Source organism: Streptomyces sp. NPDC005402 (assembly GCF_040606575.1).
In the GTDB taxonomy this organism is placed as follows: domain Bacteria; phylum Actinomycetota; class Actinomycetes; order Streptomycetales; family Streptomycetaceae; genus Streptomyces.
The window spans coordinates 424,087-443,197 of record NZ_JBEXFB010000003.1; the positions used below are offsets into that span (position 1 = coordinate 424,087).

Consider the following 19,111-nt stretch of genomic DNA (forward strand, 5'->3'; position numbering starts at 1 on the left):
TCGTGGTGCCGCCTTTCACGGTGCCGCTGTTCAACTGGTCGTGCTGCCGCGGCGGTTGGTCCGCCAGAGCTGGTAGAGATGCTTCGCGCCGGGCCGCACGAAACGCCCGAGCATGGTGAGGAACGGCAGCGGGTCGTCACCCGCGAACCAGGCCAGCTCGGTCCCGCTGGGCCGCGTCGGCGCGTGCGGGGTCGTATAGCCGCTGCGGCGGTAGGCGAGCAGGGCGGGCAGGTCGATGTTCTCCACGACATAGCGGTGACCGGCCCGCTGTTCCCCCTCCGGAACGGTCCGCCCGGTGAGGTCCAGGTGCATGGCGCGGACGACGTCCACCCCCGACTCGCTCTCGAAGAGCCGGAACTGGGCGCCCATGCGGGGGTTGAAGTCGAGCAGTTTGTACTGGCCGTCGCGCCGGTCGAAGCGCAGGTCGAGGTCGATGATGCCGGTGTAGCCGATCTGTTTGACGAAACGTGCGGCGAGGTCCGCGAGTTCCGGGTTGTCGACGACGTACGCGTTGGCCGTCATGCCCGCGTGCGGCGGCCAGGAGCGCACCTTGACGCCGGTGAACAGGGCCAGCGGGGCGGAGTTGGCGTCGAAGTAGGCGTGCACGATCCAGTCCTCGGCGTCCTCTCGTGGCAGGTACTCCTGGAGGATCACCCCGGGCCGCTCGCCCCAGTCACGGGCGAGGGCGAGCAGCCCCTCACGGGTGGCGATACGGGTGGTGCCGCCCACCGCGGGTCGCCGGCGCCGTACGAACGCCTCGCGGTTCTTGGCCACCACCGGGAAGCGGGCCTTCTCGGCGAAGGCCACGATGTCGTCGTACGACTGCGGGAAGGCGGCCTGCGGGCTCGCGATCCCGTGTTCCGCGCACAGTTCGTGCAGGCCCTGTTTGCTGGCCAGCCGGCGGGTGAGGCCGGGCTCCACGCGCGGGAAGAGGAACCGGCCGAAGAGGTCGTTCTGGTGCTCGGCGATCAGGACCGCGGCCTCCTCGTCGGTCGGCACGAGGACGGCGGGGCGGCCGATGCGGCGCCCGATCCGGATGAGTCCCTCGACCAGCCGGCCCGGGTCCTCGGTGCCGGTCGTCGGCCAGACGAACGCGCGGGTGAGGTACCGGGAGGCGGCCGCGGGCGTGTAACGGTCCTCCGTGATGGCGTACATGGGCACGCCGAGGCGCCCCAGACTGCGGATCGCGCCGACTCCGCCGTGGTGCAGCGGGTAGTCGCCGAACTTGACGATCAGGGCCGGTACCTCACGGTCGGCCCGGAACGGCACACTGCTCGCGCTTTTGGCCACGGTCCCCCCACGCGTCCCCCCACGGACGCGATCCCACCCATCCCGTCCGTGCTCGCAAAGGACGCTAAGCCGGAAGGGAAGCCTCCGACCATCCCTTACCGGGACATTGCTAACTCTTTAGCCACATTGCTAGCACTTTAGGCACTCCCGTGACCGGCGTCCCGCCCGTAACGTGTGGCGCGACCACCCGGACCGCACCGTGTGCCGCGACCACCTGGTCCGCCCGGCATGCGCGAGAGTGAGGCAGCACCCCATGCCCCCCTTCGATGTCCCCTTCGACGTGCCCGAGGGCGACCCCTTCGGCGCGCACAACCTTCCGTACGGCGTCTTCTCGCCCTCGGGCTCGTCCGACCGGACCGTCGGCGTCCGGCTCGGCGCCCACGTCCTGGACGCGGGCGCGGCGGCGGCCGCCCTCGGCTCCCCCTATGTCTCCCTGCTCGCGCAGCCTTCGTTGGGGCCCTTGCTGGCCGCCGGCCGCACGGCCTGGTCGGACGTGCGGCGCGCGCTCACCGCGTGGGTGACCGTGCCGGCGCACCAGGAGGCGATCGCGGGCTTGTTCCACCCGCTGTCCACGGTCGACCTCCATCTCCCCTTCGAGGTCGCGGACTACGTCGACTTCTACGCCTCCGAGAACCACGCCCGAAACGTCGGCCAGATCTTCCGCCCCGACGCCGCGGACTCCCTGACCCCCAACTGGAAGCACCTGCCGATCGGTTACCACGGCCGCGCGGGCACGGTGGTGGTGTCGGGGACGGATGTCGTACGACCTTCAGGGCAGCGGAAGGCTCCCGCCGACGCGGCTCCCGTCTTCGGGCCGTCCGTGCGGCTCGACATCGAGGCCGAGGTCGGCTTCGTCGTCGGGGCGCCGTCCGAGCCGGCCCGGCCGGTCGGGCTCGGTGACTTCCGCGAGCACGTCTTCGGACTGTGCCTGCTCAACGACTGGTCCGCGCGGGACATCCAGGCCTGGGAGTACGTCCCCCTCGGCCCGTTCCTCGGCAAGTCCTTCGCCACGTCGGTGTCGGCGTGGATCACTCCCCTGGACGCGCTGGAGGAGGCACGGGTGGCGCCGCCGACGCGGACGCACGAGCTGCTGCCGTACCTGGACGACACCGCTTCCGACGTGGAGCCGGGGGGCTACGACCTGCGGATCTCCGTCGCGATCAACGGCCACGTGGTGTCGGAGCCGCCCTTTTCCACCATGTACTGGACGGCGGCCCAGCAGTTGGCGCACATGACGGTGAACGGGGCCTCGCTCAGGACCGGTGACCTGTACGGCTCGGGGACGGTGAGCGGGCCATCGGCGGGCGAGCGGGGGTCGCTGCTGGAGCTGACCTGGAACGGACGGGACGCGCTGGAACTCCCGGACGGGAAGCGGACCTTCCTGGAGGACGGGGACGTGGTGACGCTGTCGGCGTGGGCTCCCGGTCCGGACGGGGTCCGGGTGGGGCTGGGGGATGTGGTGGGACGGGTGGTGTCCGCGGAGGTGTGAGGCGTCCGGTGCTGTTCGAGTCCTGCCGCAGGGCCTCCGCTCACGGCATACTGGCGGCGGGCGGCCATACGTGGGACGACGTGTCGACCGCCCAGCAGCGCCTCACCACAGCCCCACCCTTCCCTGTCTCCGATCAGGATGCGGAGCCCGTGGCATGACACTCTGCCTGCTCCTGCTGAGCACCGTCGCCCTGGCGGCCGCCGTGCCGGTGCCGCGCGCGCTCACCCGGGCCGCGTGGCCCGAACGGGAACCGGTGGTCGGGCTGTGGGTGTGGCAGTGCCTGGTCGCCACGGTGCTGCTGTGCTGCCTGACGGCGCTGGTCCTCGGGGCGGCGGCGGTCTTCCACACGGTCCGCGACCATGTCTTCGCCCCCGCGCCGCCGGCCGTGACGGCGGCGTACGACCTGTCGGCCGCGCCGGTCTGGGCGGTCGCGTCGACCCTCCTGCTGGCGGCCGGCGCGGCCTGGACCACGGCGATGCTGGCCCGTGAACTGGTCGAGGCGCGGCGGCGCCGGGGCTTTGCCCGCGAGCATCTGCGGGAGCGGGCGCCGGATCTGCCGGCCGGGCTGGGGACGGCGACGCGCGGTCCGCTGCTGGTGCTGGAGGACGAGTATCCGGACGCGTGGTGGATGCCGGGGAACCCGCCGCAGCTGATCGTGACGACCGGCGCGCTGCACCGGCTGACCGACCACCAGCTGGACGCCGTCCTCACCCACGAGCGCGGGCATGCGCGGGCCCGCCACGACTGGCTGCTCCACCTGTCGACCGCGCTGGCCACGGGGTTCCCGCGGGTGCCGCTCTTCGCCCACTTCTGTGACCAGACGCACCGGCTGGTGGAGCTGGCGGCGGACGACACGGCGTCGCGGCGGTGCGGGCATCTGACGACGGCGCTGGCGCTGATCGAGCTGAACCAGCACCGGGGGGTGCTGTCGTGTGCGTCCAGTCACCGGTTGCTGGGTGAGCGGGTGGACCGGCTGCTGGAGCCGCCGCCGCGGTTGCTGCGCAGGCAGCGGGCGCTCACGTCCGCGACGGCTGCGCTGGTGCCGTTGCTGCCGTTGCTGATCGTTTTTGGGCCGGGGTTGTCGGCGCTGGCGTAGGGGTCGTTCGTCGGCTGTCGGCCGGTGGGGGTTGGTCGCGCCCACGCGGCGGAGCCGCACATCGACACAGCCCCGCGCCCCTGAGCAGGTTCACCGATCCCTGCTTTTCCCGGCAGGTGGCACATGTCACCCCACGGCCAAAGAAACCGCAGGTCAGCCGCAATACTGTCACTCCGTCAGGTGGCGCAACAATTCAGCAACACACGTTTTCCTACCAAGTAGGTATGGTTCCAGCCATGCCAGCCACCGACCGCATCCCGGACCACGCCGGACAGGGCGCGACCACCGTCGCCGCCCGTGCCCGGCGCCGGCTGCGCGCGGACCAGGCACGACAACTCGCCGACCTCCTGCGCCACCAGATCCTCACCAGTGGCTTCGAGAACGGCACCCTCCCCCACGAGACGACCCTCGCCGCCGACTACCGCGCCTCCCGCAACACGGTCCGCCAAGCCCTGGACCTGCTCCGCGCGGAAGGCCTGGTCGCACGCCTGCCCGGCGTCGGCACCGTGGTCGTCGGCCAGAAATACCCCCATGGCCTGGACCGTCTGATGGGTCTCGCGGAAACCCTGCGCGAACACGGCACGGTCACCAACGAGGTCCGCACCATGGGCCCCGCCCCCGCCCCGCACCCGGTGGCCCGGCGCCTCCAGGTCGACCCCGGCACCGACGTGCTCTACATAGAACGTCTGCGCCGTCTGAACGGCCTCCCCCTCTCCCTCGACCTCACCTACATCCCGCTCGACCTCGGCACCGCCCTGCTCGGCGCCGACCTGGAGAACACCGACGTCTTCCGCCTCCTGGAGGCGATCACCGGCCAGGGCCTCGGCCACGCCGAGATCACCCTGGAGGCGGTGAACGCGGACGCGCACTCCGCCGCCGTACTGGAAGCCCCGCGCGGCGCGGCCGTCCTCATGCTGGAACGCCTCACGCACCTCGCCGACGGCCGCCCGGTCGACCTGGAGTTCATCCGCTTCCGCGGTGACCGCATCACCATGAGCGGCCTGCTGCACCGCTCCCTCTGACCTCTTTCCGAGCCGTTTCCTGGAGACAGCCATGCCCTTGGCGCCCCAGCGGGCCGACGTGCCCGTGACCATCGACGAGTCGAAGTGCATCGACGGCTGCACCCTCTGCGTCGACATGTGCCCGCTGGACTCGCTGGCCATCGACACCAGCAGCGGCAAGGCCTACATGCACGTCGACGAGTGCTGGTACTGCGGCCCGTGCGCGGCCCGCTGTCCCACCGGAGCCGTCACGGTCAACATGCCCTATCTGCTCCGGTGAGAGGTCCCGAACTCCCGTGAAACACAAACCAGTTGTCGCCGCTCTGCTGTTGCTGGCGCCGCTGACGGCCTGCGGCAGCGCCCAGGCGGGCGACGGCTCCACGGTCACCGTCACCGTCGGCTACCAGTCCAAGACCATCAACACGGTCACCGCCGGCACCCTGCTGCGTTCCCTCGGCTACTTCGAGAAGGAGCTGAACGCGCTGCACGACGGCAAGACGTACAAGGTCGACTGGCAGGACTACGCCACGGGCGCCCCCATCACCGCCCAGATGACCGCCGGGAAGATCGACATCGGCTCGATGGGCGACTTCCCGCTCCTCATCAACGCGGCCCGCGGCAAGCAGCTCGGCAAGCCCACCCGCCTGGTCTCGGTCACCGGCTACAACCTGCGCGGCGGCCTCAACACCATCGTCACCTCCCCCGGCTCGAAACTCGCCTCGCTCAAGGACCTGCGCGGCAAGAAGGTCTCCACGAGCGTCGGCTCCGCCGCCGACGGCACCCTCGTGCGCGCCCTTCAGCGCGCCGGCATCGACCCGGACAAGGGCATCGAGAAGCTCAACCAGCAGCCCGCGGTCGGCGCTTCGGCCCTGTCGGCGGGCAGCACGGACGCGCTCTCCCAGTTCGTCGCCTGGCCCGGCCTGCTCACCTACCAGGGCAAGGCGAAGGCCCTGTACGACGGCGCCGAGCTGGACCTGCCGACCTTCCACGGCGTCACCGCCCGCGAGGACTTCGCCAAGCAGCGCCCGGCGGTCCTGGAGGCGTTCCTGAAGGCCCAGGCCGAGGCCACCGACTATCTCGACGACCACCCGGTCGCCGCCGCCGAGTCGGTCGCGAAGGCCACCGGCCTGCCCGCCGAGGTCGTCTACCTCTACAACGGCGACCACGGCATCGCCACCTTCGACCCGGCGGTCAAGCCCCAGCTGATCTCCGCGCTCAAGCAGGACGTCTCGGTGCTGAAGGCGGCCAAGCTGACCGGCGACATCGACGTGGACGCCTTCGTCGACGACCAGTACGTCAGGAAGGCCCTCGGCGCGGGTTACGCGGCCCGCCTCGCCTCGAAGCCGTCCGCCTCCGCGAGCGAGGTCTGGCCCAAGGGCGCCTCCACGACACAAAGCTTCAAGACACCGACGGAGCTGCTGAAGTACGTCTCCGCGCACCGGACCGGCATCCGCGCCGCCTACGTCCCCGACGCCACCACCGGCACCCTCTGGTTCGCCGACAAGGCGGTCTGGGTGGCCGACGGCGACCGGCTCCTGCCCTTCGTCGCCCCGGAGACCGCGCGGGCGTACCTCTCCGCGCACGGCGGCGCCCGGGTCGTCACGTACGCCGACGCGCTGGAGCGGGCGTCGTGAGCCGGTATGCGCTGAGAGCGGCCTCGCTGGCGGTCGCTCTCGGCCTCTGGCAGTTGCTGACCAGCCTGAACATCGACCTGTGGCTGCGCTTCTCGCAGTTCCCCACGGTCGCCGACGTGGCCCGCGCCTTCGCCGACCGGGTGTCCGGCCCCGACTACTGGACCGACCTCACCGACAGCCTCACCCGCATCCTCACCGGTTTCCTGCTCGCCGCGGTGCTCGGCGTCGCCACGGGCGTGCTCGTCGCGCGCTCCCGCCTCGCCGAGGACCTGCTCGGCTCGGTCCTGGAGGTCGTCCGCCCGATCCCGGCGATCGCCCTGGTCCCCGTCGCGATCCTGCTGTTCCCCTCCAACGAGCAGGGCATCGTCTTCATCACCTTCACCGCCGCCTTCTTCCCCGTCCTGGTCTCCACCCGGCACGCGGTCCGCGCCCTGACGCCGGTGTGGGAGGAGGCGGTGCTGACCATGGGCGGCGGCCGGTGGCGGATCCTCGCCTCGGTCGTCCTGCCGGGCGCCCTGCCCGGCATCTTCGGCGGACTGTCCGTCGGCATCGGCGTCTCGTGGATCTGTGTGATCTCCGCCGAGATGATCTCCGGCCAGTACGGCGTGGGCTACCGCACCTGGCAGGACTACACCGTCGTCAACTACGCGGGCGTCTTCGTCGGCATGGTCACCATCGGCGTCCTCGGCTGGCTCACCTCCACGGCCGTGGAGCTCGTCGGCCGCCGCCTGACGCGGTGGCTGCCGAGGACGTCGTACGTCGCCGCGACCCGGCCCAGGACACCGCGCGCCGTAGCCGCACCCCTTCGTGAGGGACCTGAATCCGAGGCCCAGGAGGCACGCGATGAGCACCTCGTCTGACACCGTCGTCGATACGGCCACCCAGGCACCGTCCGTCCCGCGCGGCACCCGCCTCGTCCTCCGCGACGCCACCCTCGGCCGCCCCGGCGCCCCCGTGGTCACCGGCGTCCAGCTGGACATCGCCCCCGGCGAGATCCTCACCGTCGTGGGCTCCTCCGGCTGCGGCAAGTCCACGCTGCTGCGCACCCTGGCCGGCCTCCTCCCGCTGCTCTCGGGCGGCGTCTCCCAGGACGGCCGCCCCCTCACCGGCCCCGGTGCCGAGCGCGCCCTGGTCTTCCAGGAGGACGCCCTCCTGCCCTGGCGCACCCTGCGCGCCAACGTCGAACTCCCGCTGGCCATCAAGGGCCTGTCACGCACCGAGCGCCGCACACAGGCCGAGTCCTGGCTGGCCCGGGTCGGACTCGCCGACCACGCCCGGCAGTTGCCGCACCACGTCTCCGGCGGGCAGCGCCAACGCGCCCAACTGGCCCGAGCCCTCGCGGGAGCGCCCCGTGCCGTCCTCATGGACGAACCCTTCGGCGCCCTCGACGCCCAGACCCGCGCCGGCATGCAGGACCTGCTGGTCGAGGTGCTCCGGGGCACGGGCGCGACCGTCGTCTTCGTCACCCACGACGTGGACGAGGCCCTGTTCCTCGGCGACCGCGTGGCGCTCCTCGGGGCCGGCCGCCTGACCGCCGTACGCGACGTGCCGCGCCCGCGCGACCGTACGGCGCACGACGATCCCGCGCGCGTGGCCCTGCGGCGCGACGTCCTCTCCTCGCTCGGAACCTGAAAGGCCCTCCGGTGACCACGCCCTCCCCCAACACGCCGCTCGAGATCCCCGCCCTCTCCGAGGCCGAGGAGATCCGCTGCGACGTCCTCGTCATCGGCGGCGGCACCGCCGGAACCATGGCCGCCCTGACCGCCGCCGAGCACGGCGCGAACGTGCTCCTCCTGGAGAAGGCCCACGTCCGCCACTCCGGTGCCCTCGCCATGGGCATGGACGGCGTCAACAACGCGGTCATCCCCGGCCGCGCCGAACCCGACGACTACGTCGCCGAGATCACCCGCGCCAACGACGGCATCGTCGACCAGTCCACCGTCCGCCAGACCGCCACCCGCGGCTTCGGCATGGTGCAGCGCCTGGAGTCGTACGGCGTGAAGTTCGAGAAGGACGAGCACGGCGACTACGCGGTCCGCCAGGTCCACCGCTCCGGCTCGTACGTGCTGCCGATGCCGGAGGGCAAGGACGTCAAGAAGGTGCTGTACCGGCAGCTGCGGCGGCGCGAGATGCGGGAACGGATCCGCATCGAGAACCGGGTGATGCCGGTACGGGTGCTGACGGCTCCCGAGGACGGGCGCGCGGTGGGCGCGGTCGGCTTCAACACCCGTACCGGCGCGTTCGTCACCGTCCGCGCGGGCGCGGTGATCCTGGCGACCGGCGCCTGCGGCCGCCTGGGCCTGCCCGCCTCCGGCTACCTGTACGGCACCTACGAGAACCCGACCAACGCGGGCGACGGCTACGCCATGGCCTACCACGCCGGCGCCGAGCTGACCGGCATCGAGTGCTTCCAGATCAACCCGCTGATCAAGGACTACAACGGCCCCGCGTGCGCGTACGTCGCCAACCCCTTCGGCGGCTACCAGGTCAACCGGCACGGCGAGCGCTTCGTCGACTCCGACTACTGGTCCGGGCAGATGATGGCCGAGTTCGCGGCGGAGGTCGCCTCCGACCGCGGGCCGGTGTACCTGAAGCTGAGTCACCTCCCCGAGGAGTCGATCTCGTCCCTGGAGTCGATCCTGCACTCCACGGAACGGCCCACCCGCGGGACCTTCCACGAGGGACGTGGTCACGACTACCGCACCCACGACATCGAGATGCACATCTCCGAGATCGGACTGTGCGGCGGCCACTCGGCCTCCGGCGTCCGCGTCGACGACCACGCCCGTACGACCGTCCCCCGCCTCTACGCCGCCGGGGACCTGGCCTGCGTCCCGCACAACTACATGATCGGCGCGTTCGTCTTCGGCGACCTCGCGGGCGCGGACGCCTCCCAGTACACGCCGTACGAAGGGGAGTTGCCGCTCGACCAGCTCCGCGAGGCGCACGAACTGATCTACCGCCCGCTGCGCAACCCGGACGGTCCTCCGCAGCCCCAGGTCGAGTACAAGCTGCGCCGCTTCGTGAACGACTACGTGGCCCCGCCGAAGTCCGGCGCCCGTCTTTCGCTGGCCCTGGAGTCGTTCGAACGGATGCGGGAGGACATCGCCGCGATGGGCGCCCGCATCCCGCACGAGCTGATGCGCTGCGCCGAGGTCTCCTTCATCCGCGACTGCGCCGAAATGGCCGCGCGCGCCTCCCTGGCCCGCACGGAGTCCCGCTGGGGCCTCTACCACGACCGTCTCGACCACCCCCATCGCGACGACGCCTCCTGGTTCCACCACCTCGACCTGCACAAATCCCCCTCCGGTGCGATGGAGTTCACGGCCCGGCCCGTGGCTCCCTATCTGGTCCCGATCGACGAGTTCACCCCCGTTGGCGGCCCCTCCCGGCACATCGGCGAGGTGCACGCCGAGGAGGTGGCGACGGCGGGGGCACGGGACCGGGCGCCGGTGGCGGCCGGGGTGGGCGTCGGTGTGGGAGCGAACTCGCTGCCGACGGGGAGGGGGCCCCTCCCCCCTCCCCACCCCACCCCTCCCCACCCCACGCCCGAGAACTCCTCCGCCCGCCTCCTCGAACTCGTCGCCCTCGCCGAGGACGAGCCCGAACTCGACGCCCTGCAGCCCTACTTGGCCGACTCCGCGCCCGCCGTCCGGCGCGAGGCCCTGGCTGTGCTGACCGAGACCCTGCCCCCGGGCACCGGTCCCGCCCTCGCCGAGGCGCTCCGGGATCCCGCCCCCGAGGTCCGCGCCACCGCGGCCGCCTCACTGCGCGAGCTGGTGGAGACGCTCCCGGCCGAACCCGCCCTGCGCGACGGCCTCGCCGCCGCCCTGTCCGAAGCGGACCCCGTCGTCCGCGCCGCCGCCCTGGACGTCCTGCGGGCCCTGCGCCTCGGTGACACCGACCTGTTCGCCGGGGCCCTCGCCGACTCGGACATCGCCGTCCGCATCGAGGCCGTCCGCGCCCTCGTCTCGGTCGACGCGGTCGTGGAGCTCGCCCGCGCGGCCACCACCGACCCGTCCCGCGAGGTCCGCGTGACGATCGCCAAGGCACTGGCGACGGTGTCGGCGGAACGCCCGCTCGACGTCGCCCTCGACGCCCTGAGTCGTCTCACCGAGGACCCCGACGCCCTGGTGCAGGGGGCCGCTTACGGAGCACTGGGCACCACCGGCTGCCCCGCACCCCTCGCCGCCCGCGCGGTCACCGCGCTGTCGGCCTCCGCCTGGCAGGTCCGGTCGGGTGCCGCGACGGCGCTGTCCGCCGCCGATCCGGACGTGGCCGTGCCCGCCCTCGCCAAGGCCCTCGCCGACCCCAACGCCGACGTCCGCAAGGCCGCTGTGCTGGCCCTGACCCGGCACCCGGGTTCCGAGGACGCCCGCGCGGCGCTGGCCACGGCGACGACGGACTCGGATGCGGACGTCAGGGCTTATGCGGCGCGGGGGTTGCAGCACCCGTCGTAGCGGCACCCGCTGCGCCCCCGCCGCACCCGGCCGGGACGATCTCCGAATCGTCCCGGCCTCCTCTATATCCAGTCCTCCGGCTCGGGCTCGGCGTCCATCTCGGGCCAGTGGTCGTCGTCACCGGACGACGTGGCAGACCCCGCCGGTGCACCGGGCCCGGCCGGCGCAGTGTCTCCCGCCGGGCCGTCCAGGGAGGCCAACACCTCGATCACGCCCTCCCCGTACGTCACGAGCTTCTTCTCGCCGACCCCGCCGACGCTCCCGAGCTGCGCCACCGAGGTGGGCCAGACCGTGACGATCTCCCTGAGCGTGGCGTCATGGAAGATGACGTACGCCGGGACGCCCTGCTCACGGGCCTGCTCGGCGCGCCAGGCCCGCAGTGCCTCGAACGCCGGCACCAGCGCCTCGGGCAGCTCCGCCACCACGGCCTTGGCCTTGCCCCGCCCGGAGGTCGAAGTGCCGGACTTGGCACTCACCGGCTTCTTCGGTTCCTTGCGCAGCGGCACCTCGCGCTCCCGCCGCAGCACCGCGCCGCTCGCCTCGGTCAGCACCAGCGTGCCGTAGTCCCCCTCGACCGCGAGCAGCCCCTGGGCCAGCAACTGCCGTACGACACCGCGCCATTCAGCTTCGGAGAGCTCCTCGCCGATACCGAACACGGACAGCTGGTCGTGGTCGAACTGGATGACCTTGCCGCTGCGCTTGCCGAGCAGGATGTCGACGATCTGCACGGCCCCGAACTTCTGCCCGCGCTCCCGCTGCAGCCGCACGATCGTCGACAGCACCTTCTGGGCCGCGACGGTGCCGTCCCAGGTCTCGGGCGGGGTGAGGCAGGTGTCGCAGTTGCCGCAGCCCGCGGGGTCCGGTTCCTGGCCGAAGTAGTTCAGCAGCTGCCCGCGCCTGCACTGCGCGGTCTCGCACAGCGCCAGCATCGAGTCCAGGTGGGCGGCGGCCCGGCGCCGGAACGCCTCGTCGCCCTCGCTCGACTGAATCATCTTGCGCTGCTGTATGACGTCGTTGAGCCCGTAGGCCATCCAGGCCGTGGACGCCAGTCCGTCACGCCCCGCGCGGCCCGTCTCCTGGTAGTAGCCCTCGACCGACTTGGGCAGATCGAGGTGGGCCACGAAACGGACGTCCGGCTTGTCGATGCCCATCCCGAAGGCGATGGTCGCCACCACGACCAGGCCGTCCTCGCGCAGGAAGCGGGACTGGTGGGCGGCGCGGGTGCCCGCGTCCAGGCCCGCGTGGTACGGGACCGCCTCGATGCCGTTGCGGGAGAGGAACTCGGCGGTGGCGTCCACCGACTTGCGGGAGAGGCAGTACACGATGCCCGCGTCGCCGGCGTGTTCCTCCCGCAGGAACGCCAGGAGCTGCTTCTTGGGGTCGGCCTTGGGGATGATCCGGTACTGGATGTTGGGCCGGTCGAAGCTGGCCACGAAGTGCCGGGCTTTCGGCATGTTCAGCCGCTGGGTGAGCTCCTCGTGCGTGGCACGGGTGGCCGTCGCGGTGAGCGCGATCCGCGGGACGTCGGGCCAGCGCTCGCCGAGCACGGACAGCATCAGGTAGTCGGGGCGGAAGTCGTGGCCCCACTGGGAGACGCAGTGCGCCTCGTCGATGGCGAACACGGCGATCTTGCCGCGGGAGAGCAGGTCCTGTGTGGCGTCGAGGCGCAGCCGCTCCGGCGCGAGGTAGAGCAGGTCCAGCTCTCCGGCCAGGAACTCGGCCTCCACCACACGGCGCTCGTCGAAGTCCTGCGTGGAGTTCATGAACCCGGCGCGCACGCCGAGCGCCCTGAGTGCGTCCACCTGGTCCTGCATCAGCGCGATGAGCGGTGAGACGACGATGCCCGTGCCGGGTCTGACCAGGGACGGAATCTGGTAGCACAGCGACTTGCCGCCGCCGGTCGGCATGAGGACGACGGCGTCCCCGCCGGCCACCACATGCTCGATGATCTCTTCCTGCTCGCCGCGGAAGGCGTCGTAACCGAAGACCCGGTGCAGCGTGGCCAGTGCCTCGCTGTCGCTCGCGCCCGGTGTCCCGGTGATCCCTGGCATCTCGCTGATACCGCCCATCCCGCCCATAGTCCCGTCCCCCGTACGTCGTCCCTCGACCACTGCCTCCACGATAGGTGCCGGGACCGACAGCGTCGGAGTTATCCACAGGCCGACCCCGTGACGTTGCGTGGTCATCCGAACGGCCGATGCCGCATGGCGCACCCGTTCGAGGCGGGGACATGCTGCCGGGGCGGGCTGGGGAGGCCCGGTCCGCCCGACGGACGGCGCCTCACCCGCGCGCCCCTCCCGCCTCAAGCGCCTCAAGGAGAACCATTATGGCCCCTCGGCCTCTGAAGGCAGTGCTCACCGTCGCGGCGGCAGCGGCCTTCTCACTGACCGCCGTCCCGGCACAGGCAGCCGACCCGGACCCGTCCGTGTGGACGGAGCTGCTCGCGACGTACGGGGCCACCGGCATGTACGCCTACGAGCCCTACGCCGTCGCCGACGGCTTCGCTCCGACGCCCTGCGTGTCCGGTACGGGCTACCGCTACGTCAACCAGGAGAACGTCGGGCAGACCGACCCCGAGAAGCCCGCGGCTCTCCTCTACGAGGACGGCCCGTACGGGCGCAGGCTCACCGCGGTGGAGTGGGTCGTGAAGGCCGGGTCGGGGGCCGACGCGCCGACGATGTTCGGTCAGACGTTCCAGGCTCCGGTCGACCTGCCGGATCTGGGCTCCAGCTACACCTTGCGGGCCTGGATCTACAAGACGAACCCCAGCGGTCTCTTCAGCCCCACACACCCTGATGTGACGTGCTCGGCGGCGGCGGAGCCGGACGCGGACCCGGACCTGATGTCGGATCTGGACCTGGACCTGTGACCGCATGCGGTGGGCCCCGGCTCCCTTGGAGGGAGCCGGGGCCCACAGCGTGAACACGGTCCAGATACCGCAGGTCAGCGCACGAACACTCCCGCCTGGTTCGCCAGGTCCAGGAAGTACTGCGGCGCCACACCGAGGACCAGCGTGACCGCCACACCGACCCCGATCGCCGTCATCGTCAGCGGCGACGGCACGGCGACCGTCGGCCCGTCCGGGCGCGGCTCGCTGAAGAACATCAGCACGATCACGCGGATGTAGAAGAACGCGGCGATGGCCGACGAGATCACACCGACCACGACGAGCGGCGCCGCGCCGCCCTCCGCCGCCGCCTTGAACACGGCGAACTTCCCGGCGAAGCCGGAGGTCAGCGGGATACCGGCGAAGGCCAGCAGGAACACCGCGAACACCGCGGCCACCAGCGGTGAACGGCGGCCCAGGCCCGCCCACTTGGACAGGTGCGTCGCCTCACCACCGGCGTCCCGGACCAGCGTGACCACGGCGAACGCGCCGATCGTCACGAACGAGTACGCCGCCAGGTAGAAGAGGACCGACGAGACCCCGTCCGGAGTGGTCGCGATGACTCCCGCGAGGATGAACCCGGCGTGCGCGATCGACGAGTACGCCAGCAGCCGCTTGATGTCGGTCTGCGTGATCGCGACGATCGCACCGCCGAGCATGGTGACGATCGCGACGGCCCACATGACCGGCCGCCAGTCCCAGCGCAGGCCCGGCAGAACGACGTAGAGGATCCTGAGCAGCGCGCCGAAGGCGGCCACCTTGGTCGCCGCCGCCATGAAGCCGGTGACCGGGGTGGGAGCGCCCTGGTAGACGTCCGGCGTCCACATGTGGAACGGCACCGCGCCGACCTTGAACAGAAGGCCCATGACGATCATCGCGGCGCCGATCAGCAGCAGCGCGTCGTTGCCCATGGTGTCGGCGAGCGCCGGGTCCACGGTGCCGATGGTGCCGTCGACGACCTTCGCGATCGTGCCGTACGACACCGAGCCCGCGTAGCCGTACAGCAGGGCGATGCCGAACAGGGTGAACGCGGAGGCGAACGCGCCGAGCAGGAAGTACTTGACCGCGGCCTCCTGCGACATGAGCCGCTTGCGGCGGGCCAGCGCGCACAGCAGGTACAGCGGGAGCGAGAAGACCTCCAGGGCCACGAACAGCGTCAGCAGGTCGTTGGCGGCCGGGAAGATCAGCATGCCGGCGACGGCGAAGAGCAGCAGCGGGAACACCTCGGTGGTGGTGAACCCGGCCTTCACGGCCGCCTTCTCGCTGTCGCTGCCCGGCACGGAGGCGGCCTGCGCGGCGAACGAGTCGACCCGGTTGCCGTGTGTCTCGGGGTCGAGCCGCCGTTCGGCGAAGGTGAACAGGCCGACCAGGCCCGCCAGCAGGATCGTGCCCTGGAGGAACAGGGCCGGTCCGTCGACGGCGATCGCGCCCATGGCCGCGATGCCGGCCTTGGTGGTGGCGTATCCGTCGGCGGCCAGTGCGACGACCGCCGCGAAGGCGGCGCACAGCGCCACGACGGAGACGAACAGCTGGGCGTAGTAACGGAACTTGCGCGGGACGAAGGCCTCGACCAGCACTCCGATGAGCGCCGCGCCCACGACGATCAGGGTGGGTGACAATTGCCCGTATTCGATCTTCGGCGCGTCGATCTTGGAGATCGGGTCGGCCGCGGTTGTCCACAGGCTGTGGACGGCTACTGCGCTCACTTGGCCGCCTCCACCTCGGGCTTGGGGTCCTTCTTGTGTACGTCGGACATGGTCGACTTCACCGCCGGGTTCACGATGTCCGTGACGGGCTTCGGATAGACGCCCAGGAAGATCAACAGGACGACCAGCGGGGCCACGACCACGAGCTCACGCGCGCGCAGGTCGGGCATCGCGGAGACCTCCGGCTTCACCGGGCCCGTCATCGTCCGCTGGTAGAGGACGAGGGTGTACAGCGCGGCGAGCACGATGCCGAAGGTCGCGATGATGCCGATGACCGGGTAACGCGCGAACGTGCCGACCAGGACCAGGAACTCACTGACGAAGGGTGCGAGCCCGGGCAGCGAGAGGGTCGCCAGACCACCGATCAGGAAGGTGCCGGCGAGCACCGGGGCGACCTTCTGGACACCGCCGTAGTCGGCGATGAGCCGCGAGCCGCGCCGCGAGATCAGGAAGCCGGCCACCAGCATCAGCGCGGCCGTCGAGATCCCGTGGTTGACCATGTAGAGCGTCGCACCGGACTGGCCCTGGCTGGTCATCGCGAAGATGCCCATGATGATGAAGCCGAAGTGCGAGATCGACGCGTAGGCCACCAGCCGCTTGATGTCCCGCTGGCCGACCGCGAGCAGCGCCCCGTAGATGATGCTGATCACCGCCAGGACGAGGATCGCGGGCGTCGCCCACTTGCTGGCCTCCGGGAAGAGCTGGAGGCAGAAGCGGAGCATCGCGAAGGTGCCCACCTTGTCGACGACCGCCGTGATGAGGACGGCGACCGGGGCGGTGGCCTCCCCCATCGCGTTGGGCAGCCAGGTGTGCAGCGGCCACAGGGGCGCCTTCACCGCGAAGGCGAAGAAGAACCCGAGGAACAGCCAACGTTCGGTGTCGGTCGCCATGTGGAGCGAGCCGTTGGCCCGCGCCTCGGCGATCTCCTGAAGGCTGAAGTTCCCGGCGACGACGTAGAGGCCGATCACCGCGGCCAGCATGATCAGCCCGCCGACCAGGTTGTAGAGGAGGAACTTCACGGCGGCGTACGAGCGCTGGGCCGCCGCCTTCTCGTCGGAGCCGGCGTGGGCCCGGTCCCCGAAGCCGCCGATGAGGAAGTACATCGGGATCAGCATGGCTTCGAAGAAGATGTAGAAGAGGAAGACGTCGGTGGCCTCGAAGGAGATGATCACCATCGCCTCGACGGCCAGGATCAGGGCGAAGAAGCCCTGCGTCGGCCGCCACCGCTTGCTTCCGGTCTCCAGCGGGTCGGCGTCGTGCCAGCCCGCCAGGATGATGAACGGGATCAGCAGCGCGGTCAGCGCGAGCAGCGCCACCCCGATGCCGTCCACGCCCAGTTCGTAGCGGACCCCGAAGTCGGCGATCCAGGCGTGCGATTCGGTGAGCTGGTAGCGGGCGCCGTCCGGGTCGAAGCGGACCAGGACGGTGATCGCGAGGGCGAGGGTGGCGAGCGAGACGAGCAGCGCCAGCCACTTGGCCGCGGTGCGCCGAGCGGCCGGCACGGCGGCCGTGGCGATGGCCCCGATCGCCGGGAGCACCGCCGTCGCTGTCAGCAGAGGAAAGGACATCGGTATCAGACCGCCCTCATCAGCAGGGTCGCGGCGACGAGGATCGCCGCGCCGCCGAACATCGAGACCGCGTACGACCGCGCGTAGCCGTTCTGCAGCTTGCGCATCCGCCCGGAGAGACCGCCGACCGAGGCCGCCGTGCCGTTGACCACGCCGTCGACCAGGGTGTGGTCGACGTACACCAGGGACCGCGTGAGGTGTTCTCCGCCGCGGACCAGCACGACGTGGTTGAAGTCGTCCTGGAGCAGGTCGCGCCGGGCGGCCCGGGTGAGCAGCGACCCGCGCGGGGCGACGACCGGGACCGGGCGCCTGCCGTACTGGAGCCAGGCGATCGCGACGCCGATGACCATCACGGTCACCGTGGCCGCCGTGACCGTGGTCGCGCCGATCGGCGCGTCTCCGTGGTCGTGCCCGGTGATGGGCTCCAGCCAGTGCAGGAAACGGTCGCCGATGCTGAAGAAACCGCCCGCGAAGACCGATCCGAAGGCCAGCACGATCATCGGGATCGTCATGGACTTGGGGGACTCGTGCGGGTGCGGCTCCGCGTGCTCGCCGTGGTGCTCGGCGGCCGGCTCGGCGCTCGGGGCCTCCGGGGAGCGGGTGGGCCGGCTCTTCCAGCGCTCCTCCCCGAAGAACGTCATCAGCATCACGCGCGTCATGTAGAAGGCCGTGATGGCCGCGCCCAGCAGGGCACAGGCGCCGAGGATCCAGCCCTCGGTGCCGCCCTTGGCGAAGGCCGCCTCGATGATCTTGTCCTTGGAGAAGAAGCCGGACAGACCCGGGAAGCCGATGATCGCGAGGTAGCCGAGGCCGAAGGTGACGAAGGTGACCGGCATGTACTTCCGGAGGCCGCCGTACTTGCGCATGTCGACCTCGTCGTTCATGCCGTGCATGACCGAACCGGCGCCGAGGAAGAGCCCGGCCTTGAAGAAGCCGTGCGTCACCAGGTGCATGATCGCGAAGACGTAGCCGATGGGGCCGAGGCCCGCGGCGAGCACCATGTAGCCGATCTGCGACATGGTCGATCCTGCGAGGGCCTTCTTGATGTCGTCCTTCGCGCAACCGACGATCGCACCGAACAGGAGCGTGACGGCGCCGACGACGGTGACGACGAGCTGGGCGTCCGGGGCGAGGTTGAAGATGTTGGCGGAGCGGACGATCAGGTAGACGCCCGCGGTCACCATGGTCGCCGCGTGGATGAGGGCCGAGACCGGGGTCGGACCCTCCATCGCGTCCCCGAGCCAGGACTGCAGCGGCACCTGGGCGGACTTGCCGCAGGCGGCGAGCAGCAGCATCAGGGCGATGCCGGTGAGCGTGGCCTCGGACGCGCCGTCGACGAGTCCGGGCTTCTCATGGGTGCCGAGGACCGGGCCGAAGGCGAAGGTCCCGAACGTCGTGAACATCAGCATGATCGCGATCGACAGGCCCATGTCGCCGACGCGGTTGACCAGGAAGGCCTTCTTCGCCGCGGTGGCCGCGCTGGGCTTGTGCTGCCAGAAGCCGATCAGCAGGTAGGAGGCGAGACCGACGCCCTCCCAGCCGACGTAGAGCAGCAGGTAGTTGTCGGCGAGGACGAGCAGCAGCATCGCCGCGAGGAACAGGTTCAGATAGCCGAAGAAGCGGCGGCGCCGCTCGTCGTGCTCCATGTACCCGATGGAGTACAGGTGGATCAGCGAGCCGACGCCGGTGATCAGCAGCACGAACGTCATCGACAGCTGGTCGAGGCGGAAGGTGACGTCGGCCTGGAAGCCCTCGACCGGCACCCATGTGTACAGGTGCTGGATGAGCGTGCGGTGTTCGGCGTTCTTGCCGAGCAGGTCGGCGAAGAGGATGGCGCCGAACACGAAGGAGGCGGCGGCGAGGATCGTGCCGATCCAGTGGCCGACGGCGTCCAGCCGCCGGCCGCCGGTCAGCAGGACCGCCGCTCCGAGCAGGGGCGCCGCGATGAGCAGCGCAATCAGGTTCTCCACGATGCAGCGA

General features: G+C 71.0%; 14 protein-coding genes. 9 read left to right on the forward strand and 5 right to left on the reverse strand.

The genetic code is table 11. The annotated features are described in order from the left end of the window. Window positions 1-30 precede the first annotated feature (30 nt). Window positions 31-1,290 carry an ATP-grasp domain-containing protein gene (locus ABZT02_RS07935; RefSeq protein WP_356015335.1) on the reverse strand — a complete coding sequence of 420 codons (1,260 nt, stop codon included), beginning with the start codon at window positions 1,288-1,290 and terminating at the stop codon, window positions 31-33. A 253-nt stretch (window positions 1,291-1,543) separates the two neighbouring features. Here ABZT02_RS07935 and fahA point away from each other — a divergent pair, with 253 nt between their 5' ends. The 8 genes from fahA (at window position 1,544) to ABZT02_RS07975 (ending at window position 10,970) form a co-directional block, all read left to right on the forward strand. Next, window positions 1,544-2,779, forward strand: coding sequence for a fumarylacetoacetase (gene fahA / locus ABZT02_RS07940; protein WP_356015336.1), 1,236 nt, complete (start codon window positions 1,544-1,546; stop codon window positions 2,777-2,779). Between the two features lie 154 nt (window positions 2,780-2,933). Then, on the forward strand, window positions 2,934-3,875 hold the full coding sequence (locus ABZT02_RS07945) for a M56 family metallopeptidase (RefSeq protein WP_356015337.1): 942 nt from the start codon (window positions 2,934-2,936) through the stop codon (window positions 3,873-3,875). 236 nt (window positions 3,876-4,111) lie between these two features. After that, entirely contained in the window at window positions 4,112-4,897 is a 786-nt protein-coding gene (locus ABZT02_RS07950; protein ID WP_356015338.1) for a GntR family transcriptional regulator, read from the forward strand. A gap of 31 nt (window positions 4,898-4,928) precedes the next feature. After that, window positions 4,929-5,156, forward strand: coding sequence for a ferredoxin family protein (locus ABZT02_RS07955; RefSeq protein WP_018568287.1), 228 nt, complete (start codon window positions 4,929-4,931; stop codon window positions 5,154-5,156). Between the two features lie 16 nt (window positions 5,157-5,172). Beyond that, a complete protein-coding gene (locus ABZT02_RS07960; protein WP_356015340.1) occupies window positions 5,173-6,510 on the forward strand; it encodes an ABC transporter substrate-binding protein in 1,338 nt (445 codons plus the stop codon). After that, entirely contained in the window at window positions 6,507-7,370 is an 864-nt protein-coding gene (locus ABZT02_RS07965) for an ABC transporter permease (RefSeq protein WP_356015342.1), read from the forward strand. Before ABZT02_RS07960 ends, ABZT02_RS07965 begins: the two co-directional genes overlap by 4 nt. Then, a complete protein-coding gene (locus tag ABZT02_RS07970) occupies window positions 7,354-8,142 on the forward strand; it encodes an ABC transporter ATP-binding protein (RefSeq protein ID WP_356015344.1) in 789 nt (262 codons plus the stop codon). Before ABZT02_RS07965 ends, ABZT02_RS07970 begins: the two co-directional genes overlap by 17 nt. Before the next feature lie 11 nt (window positions 8,143-8,153). Beyond that, the gene (locus ABZT02_RS07975) at window positions 8,154-10,970 is read left to right on the forward strand and encodes a fumarate reductase/succinate dehydrogenase flavoprotein subunit (protein WP_356015346.1); all 2,817 of its coding nucleotides are present in this window, start codon (window positions 8,154-8,156) and stop codon (window positions 10,968-10,970) included. A gap of 62 nt (window positions 10,971-11,032) precedes the next feature. On the opposite strand, the gene recQ is transcribed toward ABZT02_RS07975, so the two are convergent. Then, the gene (gene recQ / locus ABZT02_RS07980; protein ID WP_356015554.1) at window positions 11,033-13,048 is read right to left on the reverse strand and encodes a DNA helicase RecQ; all 2,016 of its coding nucleotides are present in this window, start codon (window positions 13,046-13,048) and stop codon (window positions 11,033-11,035) included. Between the two features lie 248 nt (window positions 13,049-13,296). On the opposite strand from recQ, the gene ABZT02_RS07985 reads away from it, so the two are divergent. Continuing rightward, the gene (locus ABZT02_RS07985; protein ID WP_356015348.1) at window positions 13,297-13,839 is read left to right on the forward strand and encodes a hypothetical protein; all 543 of its coding nucleotides are present in this window, start codon (window positions 13,297-13,299) and stop codon (window positions 13,837-13,839) included. A gap of 74 nt (window positions 13,840-13,913) precedes the next feature. On the opposite strand, the gene nuoN is transcribed toward ABZT02_RS07985, so the two are convergent. The 3 genes from nuoN to nuoL are packed head-to-tail and all read right to left on the reverse strand — an operon-like array spanning window position 13,914 to window position 19,101. Further along, entirely contained in the window at window positions 13,914-15,563 is a 1,650-nt protein-coding gene (gene nuoN / locus ABZT02_RS07990; RefSeq protein ID WP_356015350.1) for an NADH-quinone oxidoreductase subunit NuoN, read from the reverse strand. Next, entirely contained in the window at window positions 15,560-17,131 is a 1,572-nt protein-coding gene (locus ABZT02_RS07995; RefSeq protein ID WP_356015351.1) for an NADH-quinone oxidoreductase subunit M, read from the reverse strand. The genes nuoN and ABZT02_RS07995 overlap by 4 nt, the downstream gene beginning before the upstream one ends. Window positions 17,132-17,136: 5 nt before the next feature. Further along, window positions 17,137-19,101: an NADH-quinone oxidoreductase subunit L gene (nuoL, locus tag ABZT02_RS08000; protein ID WP_356015353.1), complete on the reverse strand. Its 1,965-nt coding sequence runs from the start codon at window positions 19,099-19,101 to the stop codon at window positions 17,137-17,139. Window positions 19,102-19,111: the final 10 nt, after the last annotated feature.